We start from the raw sequence: 17,034 nt of genomic DNA on the forward strand, positions 1-17,034 counted from the left end.
CTGCACGGCGGTTCACCGACGTGGTCCCTGCCGGTCGAGCCACCCCTGGAGCACGTCGCACAGTGGCGCGAGATCCGCGTCAAGTTCGAGCAGCAGTTCGGAGGCAGGCTTCGAGGAGGTCTGCCAGCCGCGGAGGGTGGCGAGGTAAGCGGCCTGGACAGCGCCACCGATGCTCGCCGGCACCAGGCCGCGCTCGCTCACGCCCAGACGCCCGGCCACGTATTCGCTGACCGCATCGGCCCAACTGGTCCACTGGGTCGACCCCTCGGGCCTGAGCTCGAGGGAGCTGTCGAGAATGATGAAGCGTTTCATCCAGATTCCACGCTCGTCGATGGAAGCACGCAAGGCGTCCACGACACATGTCCGGACCACTGTCATGGCCGGCTGGGACGAGTCCGCCTCCGCCAGCAGTCGGCGCAGGTGGCGCGTGTGCGTGTCGAAGGCGTACCAGATGATCTCCGACTTCGACGCGAAGTAGCGGAAGAACGTCGTCTTGCTGACGCCGCAGGCCTCGATGATCGTCGCGAGGCTGGTCCCGGAGTAGCCGTGTTCCAGGAAGAGTTCGATCGCCACCGCCTCGACCTTCTCACGCGAGGACAGCGGCGGTCGTCCCCGGGGTCGCCTGGCTTGGGTCATGTCAGCGCGTCCTCACCACTCGGATGAATTTCGGAACCAAGTACTATTATTGTCTGACCAGGGTGGACGGCTCGGGTGCCGCGGCCGGGCCCGGCAGTCTTCCGCCGTCCAAGGAGGTACGCGGGAATGGCACAGGAACTCACCGGCAAGGTCGCCGTCGTCACCGGAGGGGTGAGCGGCATCGGCCGTGGCATCGTGGACGTCTTCCTGGAGGAGGGCGCCCGGATCGTCGTCGGCGACATCGACGACGAGGCCGGTCACGCCCTGCACAAGGAACTCGGTGACGACGTCACCTTCCAGCACACCGACGTCACGGTGGCGGCCGACGTGGAGGCGCTCATCGCCCGCGCCGTGAGCCAGTACGGCGGGCTGAATGTCATGGTGAACAACGCCGGAGCCCTCGGTGAGCAGAGCGGGCTCCTCGACCTCGACCCCGACGGCTTCACCCGGACCACCGACCTTCTGCTCCGTTCGGTGGTCCTGGGCCACACGTACGCAGGCCGCCGGATGAAGGAGCAGGGCACCGGAGGCAGCATCGTCTCCATGTCGAGCATCGCCGGTATCCAGGCCGGCCTGTCCTCGGTGTCGTACGACGCGGCCAAGGCCGGAGTGCTTCAGGTCGCCCGGACCGCCACTCACGAACTGGCCCCCTACAAGATCCGCTCCAACGTCATCATGCCGGGCCTCATCCTCACACCGATCATGGCGAAGGGGACCGACCTCGATCCCTCGCAGTACCCGGCGTTCGTCGAAGCACTCAAGGAGCCGCTCGGGGAACTGCACCCGATCGGCCGCGGTGGTCTGCCCCGCGACCTCGCCAACGCCGCCCTGTTCTTCGCCAGCGACCGCTCCGCGTTCATCACCGGCCAGCACATCGCCGTCGACGGCGGCATCACCTCCGTCTCCCACCTCGACATGGGCGCCGTCGTCGGGAAGGCGTTCACCGCCATGGGTGTCACCGGCGTCGACCCCAACTTCTCCGCCGCCGCCAAGCACGACTCCGCGTAACCGGAACGAGCGGCCGGAGATCAGCACAAGGTTCACCGGTCCTCGGTGGTCGAACCGTCACCGAGGACCGGTGGACGAGAAAGGAACGCATATGAAGGCGTGGCAGTTCACGGCGGTCGGGAAGCCCCTCACCTGCAACGACATCCCGGAACCCGAAGCGGGCACGGGGGAGATCGTGATCGATGTGAAGGCGGTCGGTCTGTGCCACAGTGACGTCGGATTCCTCGACGGCACTTTGGCCTCTCTGCTCCCCTTCCGCCCGATCACCCTCGGGCACGAGATCGCGGGCGTCGTCGCTTCCACCGGACCCGGTGCCCGTCGCTTCTCCGTCGGCGACAGAGTCGCCGTGCCCGCCGCGATCGAAGGCCCGGGCACCTCGTCGAACGGCGGCTTCCAGCCCAAGGTCGCGGTACGCGAGAACCTGGCGATCCCGCTGCCTGACGGCATCGCGTGGGATCAGGCGGCCGCCGCGACCGACGCGGGGCTCACCTCCTACCACGCCATGATCGTGCAGGGAGCTGTGACGGCCGGCACCAAGGTGGGTGTCATCGGATTCGGCGGGCTGGGCTCGCTGGGTGCTCAGATTGCCCTCGCCGTCGGTGCCGAAGTCTTCGTAGTCGAGAAGAACGAGAAGGTGCACGCGTTCGCCCGCGACCTCGGTGTCACGGACGTCGCGGCGGACATGGCCGCATTCGCCGACAAGAAGCTCGACGTCATCGTGGACTTCGCCGGATTCGGCACCACGACCAACGCGGCGGTGGAAGCCGTACGGCGCGACGGACGCGTCGTGCTGGTGGGTCTGGGCGTCGGCGAAGGGACCATCAACCTTCAGGCACTTACCCTCAACCAGGTCATGCTCATCGGTTCCCAGGCGGGTACTCCCGAGGACTGCCAAGCGGTCCTCCAGCTCATCGCCGACGGCAAGGTCACGTCCCGCATCACTCACATCGGCTTCGACCAGATCGGCGACGGCATCGGCAAGCTCGAACGCGGAGAGGTCATCGGCCGACTCGTCGTCCTGTACGACTGAGCCCCACACGCTCCCTTCTCAACCTTCAGGTGACCGGTGACCTAAGCGCTTCGCTCCCGGAGTCAACGGTTGAGGTTGCCGACGCGGCGCGGACTGGGCGGAGGGCATCGGCGAGGTCCTGGGGCCGGTGTTCCGGTTCGGACTGGTAGATCTCCACGTGAAGGACCTGGCGCATCGTGTAGCCAGCCACGGCATCCAAGAGCGGCTGGATGGACGCGCGATGATCACGGTAGGGGCTCCCGCCGCAGTAAATCCGACATTTACCGCGACAGATGAAGCCTGGTCGAAGACAGTCCTTCACTGACAGCGTGACATTGACAGCATCACACTGTGCTTCGAGGCTGGCGGCCCCGCCAAAGCGGCGCGGACGGCAAACCGTTGCTGACGTTCCGGCGGGCTGCCGGGCGGGGTCCTCCGCCACCGGGAGGCGATGGGCGCGGCGCTGACAGCGGCTAGAATGGTCGATTACGCCACCCAGTGGTGGCACCGCTCGTACGCCGCCGTCCACAGGCCCATGAACAGAGAGGGTGCGGCATGACGGGCAGCAGTCCTGTGATCAGCTCGGACGACCGCTGGGCCGGCACCCCCGTCGTGGCCGAGGCCCTGCGGATCACCGGCCGCAATCGGCGCCCCGTGTTCGGCTCCGCCGCCCTGGCCGGCGCGGCGGCGCTGCTTGTCGGAGGGGCGATCGTGGCAGGCGCGTTCGCCGCGTCGTGGGGCCTCTTCCTGGAAGCCAGAAGAGCCGCGGAGCTCGCCATTGAATACGAGGACTCCTACGTCGCGTACGCCGACCAGTGGGACAGCCTCGTCAAGGTCGCGTTCTGCGTGTACCCGCTGCTGCTCCTCGTCGCCATGGTCTCGATCGCCTGGCTGCTCACCGCCCAGGCCGTCACCGTCGCGTACGCGCGGGAACGCGCGGCGGCGGGCACAGGCGCTGCCACGGCCCCCGGTGCTCTCACCCTCCGCGCGCTGTGGCGCCGCTCCCGTCCGCACCTCGGGGCCGCCCTCCGCGTCCAGTTGCTGACCCTGGTGTGCGCCCTCGTCCCGGGACTGGCGGGCCTGCTCGTCCTGGTTGTCGTCGAGTTGGAGATGGTGCCCGGGGTCGTGTGGCCCACGTACCACGATCCCGCGACCGTGCAGTTCATCCTGGTGGGCCGGATCCTGCCCGTCGTGATCTGGGCGCTCGGGTTCGTCCTCCTCACCCGCTTCTCACTGGCCACCACCGTACGGGTGGCGGACAACTCCTCGGCGACGGCAGCGATGCGCCGTTCCTGGACGTTGACCCGTACGGCACGTCTGCGCACCACCGGGATCTGTCTGCTGAGTGCGCTCGCGGTCGCCGTCGCCTTCATGGTGCTGAAGTGGCTCGGGACGTACGTGGCGCACTGGGCGGGGCTGCTCATGCTGGCCACCACCGGGGACAACGTGTGGGTCACCGGCGTCCTCGTCATCATCACCCCGGTTGCGGTAGCGCTCGTGCTCCTGCCCTTGGCGCTGGCGCCGATGGGCGTCCTGCTCGCATGCCAGCGCGAGCGGCTCGACGGCGGCACGGGAAAGGCCCCGGTGCCGTCCGGTGCCCCGATCGGGTAAAGCCTCGGCTCGGCCGGCTCGATGTCTTCGTGCCGCAGGCCCAGGGCCTCGCCGATCCGCCCCCCGGTGTCCGGCAGCAGCGCGAACAGCAGCCGGTCCCGCAACCGGGCAAGGACGGCAGTCAAGCATGGAGAACCGCACCCGGATCACGGGCAGTCCCTGCTGGGAGAGCCGGTCGCTCCATGTGGGTGTTCGTGGCGCCGCCGGGACAGGTGACCTTCTTTTCTGCCCGGTCGATGCTGAACGCCTCCTGGTCGTAGCCGCCTCCCGTGCCGACCTGTGTGCTGGTGCTCGCCGCGACCGCCCCGTGCAGGGCGATGCCGTACTCGGTGCGGGCGGCCACGATCTGAGCGGCGCCTGGATATCCGGCGTCCACCCAGTGCCCTCCGGGCAGGCAGTCACGTGCGGTCAGGTGGGCGTGCACGACAGCGGCGATCCGGTCATCGGGGAGGTGGAGGCGGTGGTAAACGCACAACCCCCTGGACGCGAGAAAGCCCCCGCCGCACGAAGGCGGCGGGGGCTCAGGCTGGCCGGTTAGGCGTCTTCGTTTGGTTCCGCGTCCCGAGGCACCCCATGTCGGTTCGGGAACTGGGAGCGCGGAGTGGTGCTCAAGGACGCAGGGTGGCCTGTCAACCGGAGTTATCGCTCACCGGCCACGCAGACCACGTTCTGGTTGGAGAGCAGGTTGATAGGAATGGCCAGTAGGGCGACGGTGTTGCCACAGAACTGGTTGTTGTCGTCGGCCAGCGCCGTGCCTGCCGTGCCTGTGAAGGCCGCTATGGTCAGCGCCGTGGCGGCCACGATGGTGCGGATGCGCATGTCAAACCCTTCTCTTATGAGGGATCACCTGTCGTGCTCCCATTAAGAGAAGGGGAAACCGCGATCAACATGGCGGCCACCTGGCGTCGGCTGAGCGGCGGCCCGGGATCACGCGAACGGTGCTCTGACCGCCCCCAGACCGCCGAATGGGTGAACGATCGCGGGCATCTTCCCCTGATCCGTCCGATAATCCAAACGAAACCGCCTAAGCTTGGCGTTTATCGTCTGCAGTCGAACATGGTCTCGAACTTGCTGACTTTTTTCGCTGAGTGCCTGACGTGAGAGCGGCCTTCGCCTGATCCCGTGCTCCGTCACAGAGGCACTTGACCAGCACGACACGCTGGTCGAGTTGTCCCTGGCGCCTGAGCATCAGTGTGGACATGGTGCGTTGTATGGCGGGCTGAACCGCGGGCATATGGATCTGTCTCGGCTGCGCAGGGCCATGGCGGGGCTGCCGCTTCCCCGAACGGCAGAAGGGCGGCTGGTCCTGGCGATTGATGTCAGCAACTGGCTGCGACCGGACGCAAATACCAGCCCGGACCGGCTGTTCTGTCACACATATGGTCGGGGCAGGGGCTCGGCCCAGATGATCCCCGGATGGCCCTATTCCTTCGTCGCCGCCCTGGAGAAGGGCGGACGTCGTGGACTGCCATGCTGGACGTGGTCCGGCTGTGTCCGTGGGACGACGCGATCGCCGTCACCGCCGCCCAGATCCCGGAAGTGTTCCAGCGCCTGTATGTGGCATGCCAGTGGCAGATCGGTGACCCGCCCCGTCCTGGTCATCGTCGATGCCGGCTATGACGTGACCCGCCTTGCTTTCCTGCTCGCGGACCTGCCCGTTGAACTGCTGGGCCGGATGCGTTCCGATCGCGTCCTGTACTTCCCACCCCCGCCGCAGCCGGCGGGCAAACGCGGGCGCAAGCCCAAGCGCGGTTCGGAGTTCGCGTTCGGGGTTGCGGCCACTTGGCCGGTCCCGTCCGTCACCACGGTGACCGACACCACCCACTACGGGAAGGCCGTCGCCACTGCCTGGGACCGCCTGCACCCGCTGCTGGTCCGGCGCTCGGCCTGGGGCCGACCACCCCGAAGGAGAGCTGCCGGTCATCGAAGGCACCGTCATCCGTCTGCAAGTCGACCACCTCCGTGGAGACCCCAGCCCCAGGCCGATCTGGCTGTGGTGGTCAGCCACTGCCGCTACTGCTGCGGATGTGGACCGGCTCTGGCAGGCGTTTCTGCGAAGATTCGATCTGGAGCACACCTTCAGGATGTTCAAGAGACGTTAGGGTGGACCGCTCCCAGGCTCCGCGAGCCGGTCGCCGCCGATCGCTGGACCTGGCTCGTCATTGCCTCACACACTCAACTCCGGCCTGCCTGGCCCCTCGCAGAAGATCTCCGCAAACCCTGGGAACGGCCCGCACGCCAAGAGCGCCTCACACCCGCACGCGTCCGTCGAGGATTTCGCCGCTTCCACGGGAATATAGATCGCGATCCTGTTGGAGGGCTCTCGTCCGGAATGCTGGTCAATATTCGATCGCGCGGGACGGAGGTGTGTTGCCAGTCTGCAGCCATGGATTACGCGGAAGTGCTGCTCATCGGAGGGCGGGCCGGGGTTGGCAAGACGACGGTGGGGTGGGAGGTTTCGGCGTTGCTGCGTGGTGCGGCGGTCCCTCACGCGGTCATCGACGGTGACTTCATGGGGCAGGTGCATCCGGCTCCGGAGGGAGATCCACACCGTGCGGAGATCACTGAACGCAATCTGACTGCAGTGTGGACGAACTACGCCCAGCGCGGTTACCGGCGTCTGATCTACACGAACACGCTGAGCGTGGTGCCCGAGGCAACTGGCATGTTCGAACGGGCCATGGGCAGCCGGGTGCGGATCGTGCGAGTTCTCCTCACGGCCACCGATGCCACCACGCGGGCACGGCTGGAGCGCCGGGAACTGGGCTCGGAGCTGGAGACAGAATGGGCGAGCAGCACACGTAAGGCGCGATTGCTGGACCAGCGGATTCCTCCGGATGCGATGAGAGTCGCGACGGACGGGCGGACTGTCGCAGACATCGCGCGCGAGGTGGTGGCCGCCACCGGCTGGGCCGGGCAGCACCCCTCGACCAGGCCGTGATCGTGTCGGTGGACCGGTCCGGAGGCGGCTTCGGTACCGCTGATCATCGGTGTGTGAAGACAGAAGATCAGACGGTGGCCGCAGGTCACAGCATAGATGCTGCCCGTTGGCAGGAAGCCTGCGCAGCTGTGGTATTCCTGCGACAGCGGCTGCGCCTCCCCCTCCGCACCCGGGCTGCGCGTTGATTGCGGGGGCTCAAGACTGACCTGCGTGCTTGTCGTGCTTGAGGCGGCCGAATGCGAGACCCTTCGGCTGGCCGGACGGTAGTGTCCGTATGTGCGTTGATCTTCCGGGCGGCGGCCAAGCGCCGCCGCAGACGGTGCGTGTGGCCCCGATGCGCTCGGGGCCGCCCAGCTGGTGTACCCGTCATCACAACACCGGAGATCATCAATGACTGCTCAGAAGCCCATCACCTACGACGCGTTTGTCGAACTCGCCACCGCTGATTCAGCTGTCGTCGGCCTTGTCCTCAAGGGTTCCCGGGCCCACGAGGGCATGACCACCGAGCACTCCGACCACGACCTGTACGTCGTTCTCAACGATGGCGCGACGACGGCCCTCACCCGGTTCTCAGGTCACCGCACCCCAGAACTCGACCTCGTCATCCTCTCACTTGACGAGTTCCGCGCCGCCGGAATGCCCCGCTTCGAGCGTTACGCCCTCGCCCGTGCCCGGATCGTGCTCGACCGGCTCGACGGAGGTCTCGCCCAGGTCCTGGCCAGCAAGGCACAGCTCGACGCCGATGAAGCCTTCCAAGAGGCGGGCGAATGGCTCGATGCCTACGCCAACTCCCTCTACCGCTCGGTCAAGAACGACCGCGACGGACATGCGCGCTCGGCCCGACTCGACGCCGCCGACAGCATCCGGTTTCTGCTGGAGTTGCTGTTCGCTCTCGACCGTCGTCCCCGCCCCTACAACAAGTATCTGGAATGGGAGCTTGCCCGATTCCCGCTGCCCGGGTGGGACACCGCCATGCTGCTCGACGCCGCGGACCGCATCTCAGGAACAGCCGACGTGTCCACACAGCGTCGTCTCTTCGCCCAGGTCGAGGCAGTGGCCCGGCGGGCCGGGCACGGCACGGTGCTGGACGCATGGGGTGAGGACTTGGACCTGATGCGACCGCAGTAGGAGCGCGCCACGGTCGTACTCGGGCAGGGTCGCCTTGCTGCGTGGTATTCGCTTCACCTCGCGGCAGCGCCGCTTCCTGGCGCGCGGCACGTCGGTCGGACCGGTCGGCCTGGATCTGGGGCTAGACGGTGATCTGCGGGGCGCCGGAGTGGATGGTGGTGAACACCCGTGGGCGCAGGTTTAGTCCGCGCAGGGCGAAGGCGCTGGTGAACGTCCAGGCGAGGACAGCGATGGCGGTGGCGACGGTGCGCGAGGTGTCTGGGGTGGCCGACTGGTGAAGAGGCGGTGTTCTAACCCTGCACTATTCAGTCGGGTCAGCAGGCGACACCCAAGTCGTGCTCGGTGACGCCACCGCGAAGGTCTCCGCCGCGTGGCCCGGGGTGAGTGCTCGTCTGCCGGCTTCATCCTGCTCGGGCCGACCCCGCAGCAGGCGACAGGCACCGGGGTGGATGAACTGGTGGGCAAGCGGGTGTGCGCACTGATGGGCCGCTGGAGGGACGCAGGGCGGAGCTGACGGTGGCCGGCCGCCGTCCCGCTGGAGCCGCCGCGTCCTGACGCCTGCGGGCGGCGCGCACACCCTTGGCGTGTAATTCCCCATCGACGTCGCGCACTTGGACCGCAGCCTGCGTCCTGTCGGTACGCACGATGCCCCGGGCCGCCTGAGCCTCACGCGCCCGCGCGCCCGGCACATCCCGGAGGCGGGGGCCGGGGCGACGGCGGACTGTGGGCTGCGGCCGGGGGCGCAGGTCGCGGTCGTCGAGGTTACGAACCCTCCGTGAATGCGGTGGCGTGGTCGGCGGCCCACTGGCGAAGGGTTCGCGGCGCCGTCCCGAGGATGTCGGCCACTGCAGTGGTGATGTACGCGGGCTGTCCGACCGCCGCGCCCCACGCGGCGAGCAGCATGTCGACGACCGAGCTGGGCACCGTGCCCTCCGACAGGCTTCGGAACTCGTCCGGCGTCATCTCCTCGAATGCGATCCGGCGCTTCAGGGCGTCACCGATGACGTCCACCTGCGCAGCTTGGGTCAGCGATTCGGGGCCCGTAAGGACGTAATCGCCTCCGGCGTATCCGTCCTGATGGAGCGTCCGCGCCGCGACGGCTGCGACGTCGCGGTCGTCGACCGGTGCCGTCTCGGCAGCGCCGTAAGGCCACCGGACGACCTCGCCGGCCCGGATCGCGGGCGCCCACCAGGCCAGCGAGTTCGACGCGAACATCCCCGGCCGGATGATCGTCGACTCGAGTTCGGTGGCCGCGATGAGCCGCTCGATGTCGGCGTGCAGCACCGCCATGGGATTGGGCTGCTGGAAGAAGGGGTGCGGCGTCTGGTGCGGGGAGGAGAGGAAGACGACCCGCCGCACGCGGGCTGCCAGCCGCTCGACGACTGCCGCGGCGGTCTGAGGCGGGGCGGTCCAGACGAGGAAGACCGCACCGGTGCCATTCAATGCTGGGTCGAGCGACTCGGGCGCCGTGAGGTCGCCGGTGAAGACCACGACCTTCGCCGGCAGCGTCGCCGCCGCCTCGGAGCGATGAGTGAGGGCGCGGACCGGCACGCCCGCGTCGAGGAGTTGGTCGATGACGACGCGGCCGACCCGGCCCGTCGCCCCGGTTACGAGCACGGGGGGAATGTCTATCTGATTCACGCCAACCATGGAAACGTTACTCGGTTAAAAAAGCAACCTGGTTATGAATGTTACACTGGTCATATGGGCGAGCCGACGGGACTGAGGGCCCGCAAGAAGGAGCGAACGCGCGACGCCATCGGCGACGCGGCTGTCTCGCTGTTCCTGGAGCGCGGCTTCGACCGCGTCTCGGTCAACGACATCGCCGCGGCGGCCGAGATCTCCAAGCCGACCCTCTTCCGGTACTTCCCCACCAAGGAAGACCTGGTGCTGCACCGGTTTGCGGACCACCAGGGCGAGGCGGCACGCGTCGTACGTGACCGCAGGTCCGGCATCAAGCCGGTGACGGCGCTGCACCGGCACTTCCGGGCCGGCCTCGATCGGTACGACCCGGTCACCGGCCTCAACGATTATCCCGAGGTGGTGGCGTTCCATAGGCTGGTGTTCACCACACCAAGCCTGGCGGGACGGCTCACGCGGTACCAGCTCGAGGACGAGGAGGCACTGGCGGACGCCCTCGGCGAAGGCATCCAGGCACGCCTGCGAGCCGCCCAGGTACTCGCGGTCCAACGGGTGCTCGCCCGGACCAACTGGCAGAAGATCGCCGACGGTCGAACCGCCCACGACGTCCACCCCGAGGCCGTAGCCGATGCCGACCAGGCATTCAATCAATTGCAGTGACAGGCGACGTTCCCGGTCGAAGAAGGATCCGCGGCCCGGTACGCGCGTTGCCACGGGTCCGGTCAGGCCGCTTCCGTAGATGCTGGCGGCCACCGCCTCGTCGGAGACAGGTCGCCGGCATGGTCCCGGTAATGACGGAAGGTGACGGGGGCGCGGCCAGATAGCTCCCTGTCAGGTGACCGCCGGTGGGGAATCCGAACTGGCCACTGGCATCAAGAGCCTTCCGGCGGACCCGCGTCGTCGTCCGTGCAGGCAGCGGGGTAGTCCGCCCAGCTGTCCCGGGCGAACCGAGCCCATCTGTGGGCGCCTGGTAGCGCTGACGCCGAAGAGGTCACTGATCACGATGGGAGGAAGGTCGGCCACGGCTTCGAGAATGGCGGCGTTGCGCGCGCTGATGACTTCCAGGCCGTGTTCCCGCAGCTTGTTCACGATCCTCTGCGCCGTGATCGGACGGTGGGCGGGTGAGCCCGGAAGCAAGTAGGTGGGGCGGCCGTCGCCTCGGCCGCCGACCCGCTCTCTCCTGGCCCGTTGCGGGACCGGGCCAGGGCGCAGGCCGATCAGCTCAGAACACTGATCGTCCGGCACCACGACACCCGGCCCCACCAACGACAACTGTGCGACATCCCGTGAGTTCCCGTGGCCCCTGCTGGGGTCCTGAACCCTGGCCTGGGGTTTCTCTCTCGTCCGCGTGCTCGGCCAGTCAGTGACGTAACTTCAGAGTTCCTGAAGCTTCCTCATTCGATCTGATCAATCTGCGGCCTGATCGAAGGCGAGGAGGTGCATGCCATCGGCGCCGGCGCCGGCGCTGGCGGTGAACGAGTCCCGCCACTGTCGGCCGTCCTCGAAAACGCGCGGCGCCTCCCCCCGGGCGTGCGCCGAACGGACGAAGGAAGCGACCCCGGCGTACGGCGTGTCCCGGGGCATCCGAGGCCCGTACACGCTGTGATGGCGCAACGACAGCGCCGATCCGCCCGCCGCCTGATGGCGCAGCCAACATCTCCGCTGCACCGGCCGCAACTACAACCGACCTCAACACGCCCTCGGCCTCACCTGACGAAACAGGAGAGATACCGATCACGCAATGGCCCTGCACCCGGCCCGATCGTGGGCGAAGGGCTTCAATGACGCACAATGGCCTTCGCTCACGATTGGACCCCGGCGCTACGGGACGTCGACCTCGATGACCTCACCGTCCGTCGTGGCGTCGGCGGTGCCGTTTGTCAGCGAGTCGTAGCAGGCGTGGCTGCTCCAGATCGGGAGGAATGTGCCTTCGGGGACGGTCACCGTGACGTCCTTGGGGACGCCCGTAGTAAAGCCCTGGCGGCACTCCCAGCCCCGGCCGCTGCCACTGCTGCTGGACGGCACGCCGATGACGTCGGAGTCCGCAGGCCATGAGGGATCCCCGACGCCGATCGTGATCCGCAGGGTCACCGTCACGTCGGTTACCTGCGTCGCGGCCGAGGCGGCCGTTGGGGCGAGGCCGACGAGCGCCACGGTGAGAGCACCGGCGACCGCGACTTCGGCGCTGGCGCCGGCGTTTCAAGTATCTCTGCTGCAACGCCCCTGCAGCACTTCACTTTGCTTCAATTCTTTTTGATGCTGGGGAAGTTGATGTCATGTGAGCAGTGCAGGAAGTACGACGGCCTGGACCGGCGGCTTGCCATGGCGGGTGGTCGGGCCTGCGTCGCTCGCGCAGAGGCATCAGCGGTTCCGGCTTCTCAGCCACGTCGTTCAACGTCGGTGCTGCGATCCGCGGTGAAGTCACAGCTGTCCTCCATGCCGGGTTCAGGACGGTGCGCAGGCCCCGCAGGTAGGCGGCGCGGTCCTCGCTGGTGAAGTCCAGCACAGTGTCGAAGCAGCCCGTGAGGTCCGCCGGCTTCTGGGCGTCGTGGAGCAGGAAGCGCGTCACCGCGACGATGCCGATGACGGTGGCGAGTGTCCCACGCCACCGCCGATGACTCCTGGGGCCTGCCCAAGCCCGTCCTACTCGACAACGGCCTTCTCCGCCGTGACCCCGACCCTGATCTTCACCGACCCGGTCGACCCCGAGTGAAGGGGCGTCGCCATGACGCACACGCACCCCCACGGGCGCCAGGAGCCCTGGAGGAGCTGTACCGCGTTGACAGAGACAGTATGTATCGAAAAACTGCTCTTGTCGGAGAACCTGGACCGTTTGCCACCGAAGTCGGATTAAGACTCAGTGGGGGGTGTGTCCGGTGCGTTCTCCGCTCCGGCAGCCGGCGCCGCCGATGTAGTACGCGTTGAGATAGTTCGGACCTGCGCCCGGTAGCTGCGTGCGGCCGGGGCTGACACAGAGGTGGTAGTCATTCGTGCTACCGCCCCCTCTGACGTCGACGTGTACCCGGACCGTCGTCGGGCCGCAGTGGTTGTACGCGGCGAACTGGGACTCGCGGACGCTGTACCGGAAGAAGCCGCACGGGGCGAGGGAGCCCGGCGCCGCCTGACGCACTTCCGAACCGCGCTCAAACTCGGCGTGAGCCGGACTTGGGAACGCCAGCATGGCCAGCGCGGTGCTTGACGCTGCCGCAAAGACGGCTCGCAGAGGGCGGGGGGAGAGCTTCACGAACACTCCTTGGGGATGAGCCATGACGATTGACGACCAGATGATCGGCTCTGCCTGACACCACGACACCTCTTGAGCGTCGCGCCGATACTGCAATCGTAACTTCGTGTTCGCGGATCATGACTGTATGTCACCGGATTGAGTGGTGGATGAGATTGAAACAGGAATGAGGGCGGCGGATCTCGGGGTGGTCGTCTGGCTCTGCTTCGGGCGACCTGCGAAGGCGCCGACTCTGCTCGGCAAGACGGGACGACTTCGATCTGACCACCCCGACCGCTGCCCCCAAACTTGCGCTCAAGCGCCTGGCCAAGCGATACCAGCACCTCAGCGAGGAGATCGCGGAAGCGGACGCCGAGCTGCGCGCCCTCATCACCCACGCCGCACCCGGCCTGCTCGCGCTACCGGGCGTCGGGACCGAAACCGCTGGGCAACTGCTGGTCACCGCCGGGGACAACCCCGACAGGCTCGTCTCGGAGGCGTCCTTCGCCCACCTATGTGCCGCCGCACCCGTGCCGGCCTTCTCGGGCCGCACTGATCGCCATCGGCTCAACCGCGGCGGCGACCGCCAGGCCAACCGCGCGCTGCACGCCATCGTCCTGGTCCGCATGCGTCACGACCCACGCACCCGCGACTACGTCGCACGACGCACCCTCGAAGGGCTCAAGACGAAGGACATCTTCAGATGCCTCAAGCGCTTTGTCGCGCGAGAGGTCTACCGCCACCTCACCAGCGCACCATCGGCATCTCCAGCCACTTGACGATCTATAGGAGCTTCAGAGTCAAGCTGAAGGCTTGAAACAGGTGTTCAGAGCCCCTTCCTTCGGATTTAGGGTCTTGCCTCGGGGGTGGTTCGTGTGGGGGAGGAGTTCCGTGTGCTGGGCGGGATCGAGATCCAGGCCGACGGTCACCGGCTGGACCTGGGGCCCGCGCGACAGCAGCGCGTTCTGGCGGTGCTGCTGATCGAAGCCAACCAAGTGGTGACGGTGGACCAACTCACCTACCGCGTCTGGGGAGAGCGAGCTCCGCAGCGCGCCCGGTCGACGCTGTACAGCTACCTCTCCAGGCTGCGCCAGGCGTTACGGACCGCGGCCGGGGAAGCGCAGATTACGCGGCGGTCGGGAGGCTACGAGCTGTCCGTCGCCCTCTCAGCCGTCGATCTGCACCGCTTCCGGGACCTCGCCGCCAGGGCCAGAACCACCGCGTATGAGGGGGACGAGGACAATGCCGCACGCTTGTTCGACGAGGCCCTTGCGCTCTGGCGAGGCGACGTGTGCCCCGGTATGGACACCCCCTGGTTCAACGCCCAGCGCGAGACGACACGCGTGGAACGGCTCGCCGCCGTCCTGGACTGGGGCGAGATCCAACTACGCCGTGGGCTTCACGCCGAACTGCTGACCACGCTGCCCGTTCACGCCGAGAGCCATCCCTTGGACGAGCGGCTCACCGCCCAGCTGATGCTCGCTCTCTACCGTGGCGGTCGTCCCGCCGACGCCCTCAACTGCTATCAGGAGTTGCGTCGCCGTCTCGCCGACGACTTGGGCATCGACCCGGGACCACCGCTGCAGGAGCTGTACCAGCAGATCCTGGTCTCCGATCCACGGCTCGCGGCACCGGCTCGGGGCGCCAAGCCGAATCCAGCACGTACCGCCGCAGCGCGTCCCAGACAACTGCCCGCCCCGCCACCGCTGTTCACCGGGCGCGGCGATGATCTGGCTGGTCTGGACAAGCTGTTGGCTCCGCAGAGCACACCAGGCAGCGTACCCATCGCAGCGATCTGCGGCACCGGCGGCGTCGGCAAGACCTGGCTGGCCTTGCGCTGGGCCCACGACCAGCAGGAGTATTTCCCCGACGGTCAATTGTATGCCGATCTGCGTGGCTTTACCCCCTCCGGCGAACCGATGGACCCCTACGCGGTCATGCGGGGATTCCTGGAGGCCCTTGGCACCGACCCCGCGAACCTTCCCACCGCCCCGCAGTCCCAGGCCGCGCTGTACCGAAGCCTCACAGCAGGCCAGCGACTACTCATCGTGCTCGACAACGCCCGCGACAGCGACCACGTAGAACCTCTCCTGCCAGGCAGCCCCACCTGCGCGGTCCTGATCACCAGCCGTCACCAACTCCCTGGACTCGCCGCCTCCCACGGTGCCGGCCAGCTCACATTGCAGACACTCGACATCAGCGAGGCGCGCGCCCTGCTCGTCCGCCGCCTCGGTGCCGACCCGCTCGACGCGGAACCCGCCGCGGCAGCCGAGCTCCTCCAACACAGCGCCGGTCTCCCACTGGCCATCAGCGTCCTCGCTGCCCGTCTCACCACGAACCCAGTGCTCACTCTGAGCGCCCTGGCGGCCGAACTGCGCGACACCGCGACCCGGCTCGACGCCCTGGAGAGCGGCGAGGCGACCAGTGATGTCAGGACCGTCTTCGCCTCGTCCTACCTCGCCCTCGATCCTCAATCCGCTCGGCTGTTCCGACAGCTCGCCCAGGCGCCCGGCGCCGACATCGGCCTGTCCGCCGCCGCCAGCCTCACAGCCCTGCCGCTCAGCCAGCTCCGTACGCGGCTGCGCCGGCTCCAGGCCCACCACCTCATCCAGGAACACGTCCCCGGCCGCTTCACCTGCCACGACCTGTTGCGTGCATACGCCCTTGAACTCGCAGAGACCGTCGCGCCCGCCACGGAAGCGGACGCGGCGCTCACCCGTGTACTCGACCACTACGCACACACGGCGTACGCGGCTGACCGGCTTCTGCTTCCCCACCGGGATCCGCTCCGGCCGGCCACGGCGGCAGAGGGCACGCACCCCGAGGAATTCGCCACGCACGACCAGGCCATGACGTGGTTCGCGGCCGAGCACACCGTGCTCACGGCCACCGTCGACCACGCCGTATGGACCGGACGCAACACCCAGGCATGGCGGTTGGCGTGGGCAATGACCACGTTCCTGACCCGCCGAGGGCGCTGGGCCGACGTAACCGCTGTGCACACCACGGCGCTCGCCGCCGCGGTCCGCCTCGGGGATACGGCAGCCCAGGCCGATTCGCACCGCACGCTCGCCTGGGCCTACACAGAGACCGCCCGCTTCGCCGAAGCCCACCACGAACTGGCCCATGCCCTGGCCCTCTCGGAGACGAGCGGCAACCTCCTCGCGGCTGCCCACACTCACCTCGCCCTGGGCTGGCTGTACGAGCGCCAAGGCGACAAGCCCGCAGCGCTTCGCCACGACCAGAGCGCCGTCGACCTGTTCACCTCCCTCCGAAACCTCCCAGGGCAGGCCCGCGCCCTGAACGCAGTGGCCTGGGACCACGCCCAGCTCGGGGACCACACCGCCTCTGTACGTCGCTGCCAGGAGGCGCTGGCCATTCAAGAGGAACTGGGCGACGACCGAGGCCAAGCAAGCACCTGGGACACCCTCGGATACGCCTACCACCAGCTTGGCGAACACGCGAAGGCCCTCGACTGCTACGAGCGCAGCCTGAACCTCAACCGCGCACTGAGCCACCGTTACAACGAAGCCGAGACTCTGGTCCACCTCAGCCAGACCCACCGGGCGATGGGAGCCTGCCAAGAGGCCCGTGCAGCCTTACGCCAGGCCCTCGCCCTCTACCTGGACATCCAGGCCCCCGACGCGGACGTGCAGCAGGTCCGCAAACTTCTCTACGAACTCGACACCCCACCGGTTCCGGGCGGCCTGGACGACGCAGCGCCGTGAGCAGGAGTTCCATTCCCCGCGCAGCGGACCCTGATGGGGATTCTTGAAAACGGCCAGGAATGCTCCTCGCATCACTCGCTCTGGTGATCAACGAAGTGGGGAGTTTCAA

Annotated in this window: 14 protein-coding genes and 2 pseudogenes; 9 read left to right on the forward strand and 7 right to left on the reverse strand. The window is 67.7% G+C overall.

Going from position 1 to position 17,034, the window contains the following annotated elements; all coding sequences use genetic code 11:
* Positions 1 to 12 precede the first annotated feature (12 nt).
* On the reverse strand, positions 13 to 636 hold the full coding sequence (locus E0500_RS42705) for a TetR family transcriptional regulator (protein WP_131560471.1): 624 nt from the start codon (positions 634 to 636) through the stop codon (positions 13 to 15).
* A 126-nt stretch (positions 637 to 762) separates the two neighbouring features.
* Between E0500_RS42705 and E0500_RS42710 the strand changes: the two genes are divergently transcribed.
* The 3 genes from E0500_RS42710 to E0500_RS42720 all read left to right on the forward strand — a co-directional run bounded on the left by E0500_RS42710 (position 763) and on the right by E0500_RS42720 (position 4,264).
* Positions 763 to 1,644, forward strand: coding sequence for an SDR family NAD(P)-dependent oxidoreductase (locus E0500_RS42710; protein WP_131560469.1), 882 nt, complete (start codon positions 763 to 765; stop codon positions 1,642 to 1,644).
* Between the two features lie 91 nt (positions 1,645 to 1,735).
* Positions 1,736 to 2,674 carry a zinc-binding dehydrogenase gene (locus E0500_RS42715; protein WP_131560467.1) on the forward strand — a complete coding sequence of 313 codons (939 nt, stop codon included), beginning with the start codon at positions 1,736 to 1,738 and terminating at the stop codon, positions 2,672 to 2,674.
* Positions 2,675 to 3,208: 534 nt separating this feature from the next.
* Positions 3,209 to 4,264, forward strand: a complete 1,056-nt coding sequence (locus E0500_RS42720; RefSeq protein ID WP_131560465.1) for a hypothetical protein — start codon at positions 3,209 to 3,211, stop codon at positions 4,262 to 4,264.
* 121 nt (positions 4,265 to 4,385) lie between these two features.
* Here the strand turns inward: E0500_RS42720 and E0500_RS42725 are convergent, their stop codons facing one another.
* Entirely contained in the window at positions 4,386 to 4,688 is a 303-nt protein-coding gene (locus E0500_RS42725) for a hypothetical protein (protein ID WP_131560463.1), read from the reverse strand.
* A 215-nt stretch (positions 4,689 to 4,903) separates the two neighbouring features.
* Positions 4,904 to 5,083 (reverse strand): hypothetical protein, encoded by a 180-nt coding sequence (locus tag E0500_RS42730; RefSeq protein WP_131560461.1) that lies wholly within the window; start codon positions 5,081 to 5,083, stop codon positions 4,904 to 4,906.
* A gap of 340 nt (positions 5,084 to 5,423) precedes the next feature.
* On the opposite strand from E0500_RS42730, the pseudogene E0500_RS45685 reads away from it, so the two are divergent.
* From E0500_RS45685 to E0500_RS42740, 3 genes and pseudogenes are all read left to right on the forward strand, one after another.
* A pseudogene (locus E0500_RS45685) lies at positions 5,424 to 6,110 on the forward strand (transposase); the annotation flags it as partial.
* 540 nt (positions 6,111 to 6,650) lie between these two features.
* Positions 6,651 to 7,205: an AAA family ATPase gene (locus E0500_RS44790; RefSeq protein ID WP_258574020.1), complete on the forward strand. Its 555-nt coding sequence runs from the start codon at positions 6,651 to 6,653 to the stop codon at positions 7,203 to 7,205.
* A 390-nt stretch (positions 7,206 to 7,595) separates the two neighbouring features.
* On the forward strand, positions 7,596 to 8,333 hold the full coding sequence (locus E0500_RS42740) for a hypothetical protein (RefSeq protein WP_131560459.1): 738 nt from the start codon (positions 7,596 to 7,598) through the stop codon (positions 8,331 to 8,333).
* Between the two features lie 762 nt (positions 8,334 to 9,095).
* Here E0500_RS42740 and E0500_RS42745 read toward each other — a convergent pair.
* On the reverse strand, positions 9,096 to 9,950 hold the full coding sequence (locus E0500_RS42745) for an SDR family oxidoreductase (RefSeq protein ID WP_131560457.1): 855 nt from the start codon (positions 9,948 to 9,950) through the stop codon (positions 9,096 to 9,098).
* An 87-nt stretch (positions 9,951 to 10,037) separates the two neighbouring features.
* Here E0500_RS42745 and E0500_RS42750 point away from each other — a divergent pair, with 87 nt between their 5' ends.
* Positions 10,038 to 10,634, forward strand: coding sequence for a TetR/AcrR family transcriptional regulator (locus E0500_RS42750; protein ID WP_131560455.1), 597 nt, complete (start codon positions 10,038 to 10,040; stop codon positions 10,632 to 10,634).
* 818 nt (positions 10,635 to 11,452) lie between these two features.
* On the opposite strand, the pseudogene E0500_RS44795 reads toward E0500_RS42750, so the two are convergent.
* The 3 genes and pseudogenes from E0500_RS44795 to E0500_RS45690 all read right to left on the reverse strand — a co-directional run.
* Positions 11,453 to 11,627 (reverse strand): annotated as a pseudogene (locus E0500_RS44795) (NAD-dependent epimerase/dehydratase family protein); the annotation flags it as partial.
* A gap of 168 nt (positions 11,628 to 11,795) precedes the next feature.
* Positions 11,796 to 12,128 carry a hypothetical protein gene (locus E0500_RS42755; RefSeq protein WP_131560454.1) on the reverse strand — a complete coding sequence of 111 codons (333 nt, stop codon included), beginning with the start codon at positions 12,126 to 12,128 and terminating at the stop codon, positions 11,796 to 11,798.
* 703 nt (positions 12,129 to 12,831) lie between these two features.
* Entirely contained in the window at positions 12,832 to 13,242 is a 411-nt protein-coding gene (locus tag E0500_RS45690) for a DUF6355 family natural product biosynthesis protein (protein ID WP_399121074.1), read from the reverse strand.
* A gap of 365 nt (positions 13,243 to 13,607) precedes the next feature.
* Between E0500_RS45690 and E0500_RS42760 the strand changes: the two genes are divergently transcribed.
* Both E0500_RS42760 and E0500_RS42765 read left to right on the forward strand, forming a co-directional pair.
* Positions 13,608 to 13,976, forward strand: coding sequence for an IS110 family transposase (locus E0500_RS42760; protein WP_258574021.1), 369 nt, complete (start codon positions 13,608 to 13,610; stop codon positions 13,974 to 13,976).
* A 96-nt stretch (positions 13,977 to 14,072) separates the two neighbouring features.
* The gene (locus E0500_RS42765) at positions 14,073 to 16,925 is read left to right on the forward strand and encodes a BTAD domain-containing putative transcriptional regulator (protein WP_131560452.1); all 2,853 of its coding nucleotides are present in this window, start codon (positions 14,073 to 14,075) and stop codon (positions 16,923 to 16,925) included.
* Positions 16,926 to 17,034 lie beyond the last annotated feature (109 nt).

Origin of the sequence: Streptomyces sp. KM273126 (genome assembly GCF_004337435.2) — a bacterium.
Classification (GTDB): domain Bacteria; phylum Actinomycetota; class Actinomycetes; order Streptomycetales; family Streptomycetaceae; genus Streptomyces; species Streptomyces acidicola.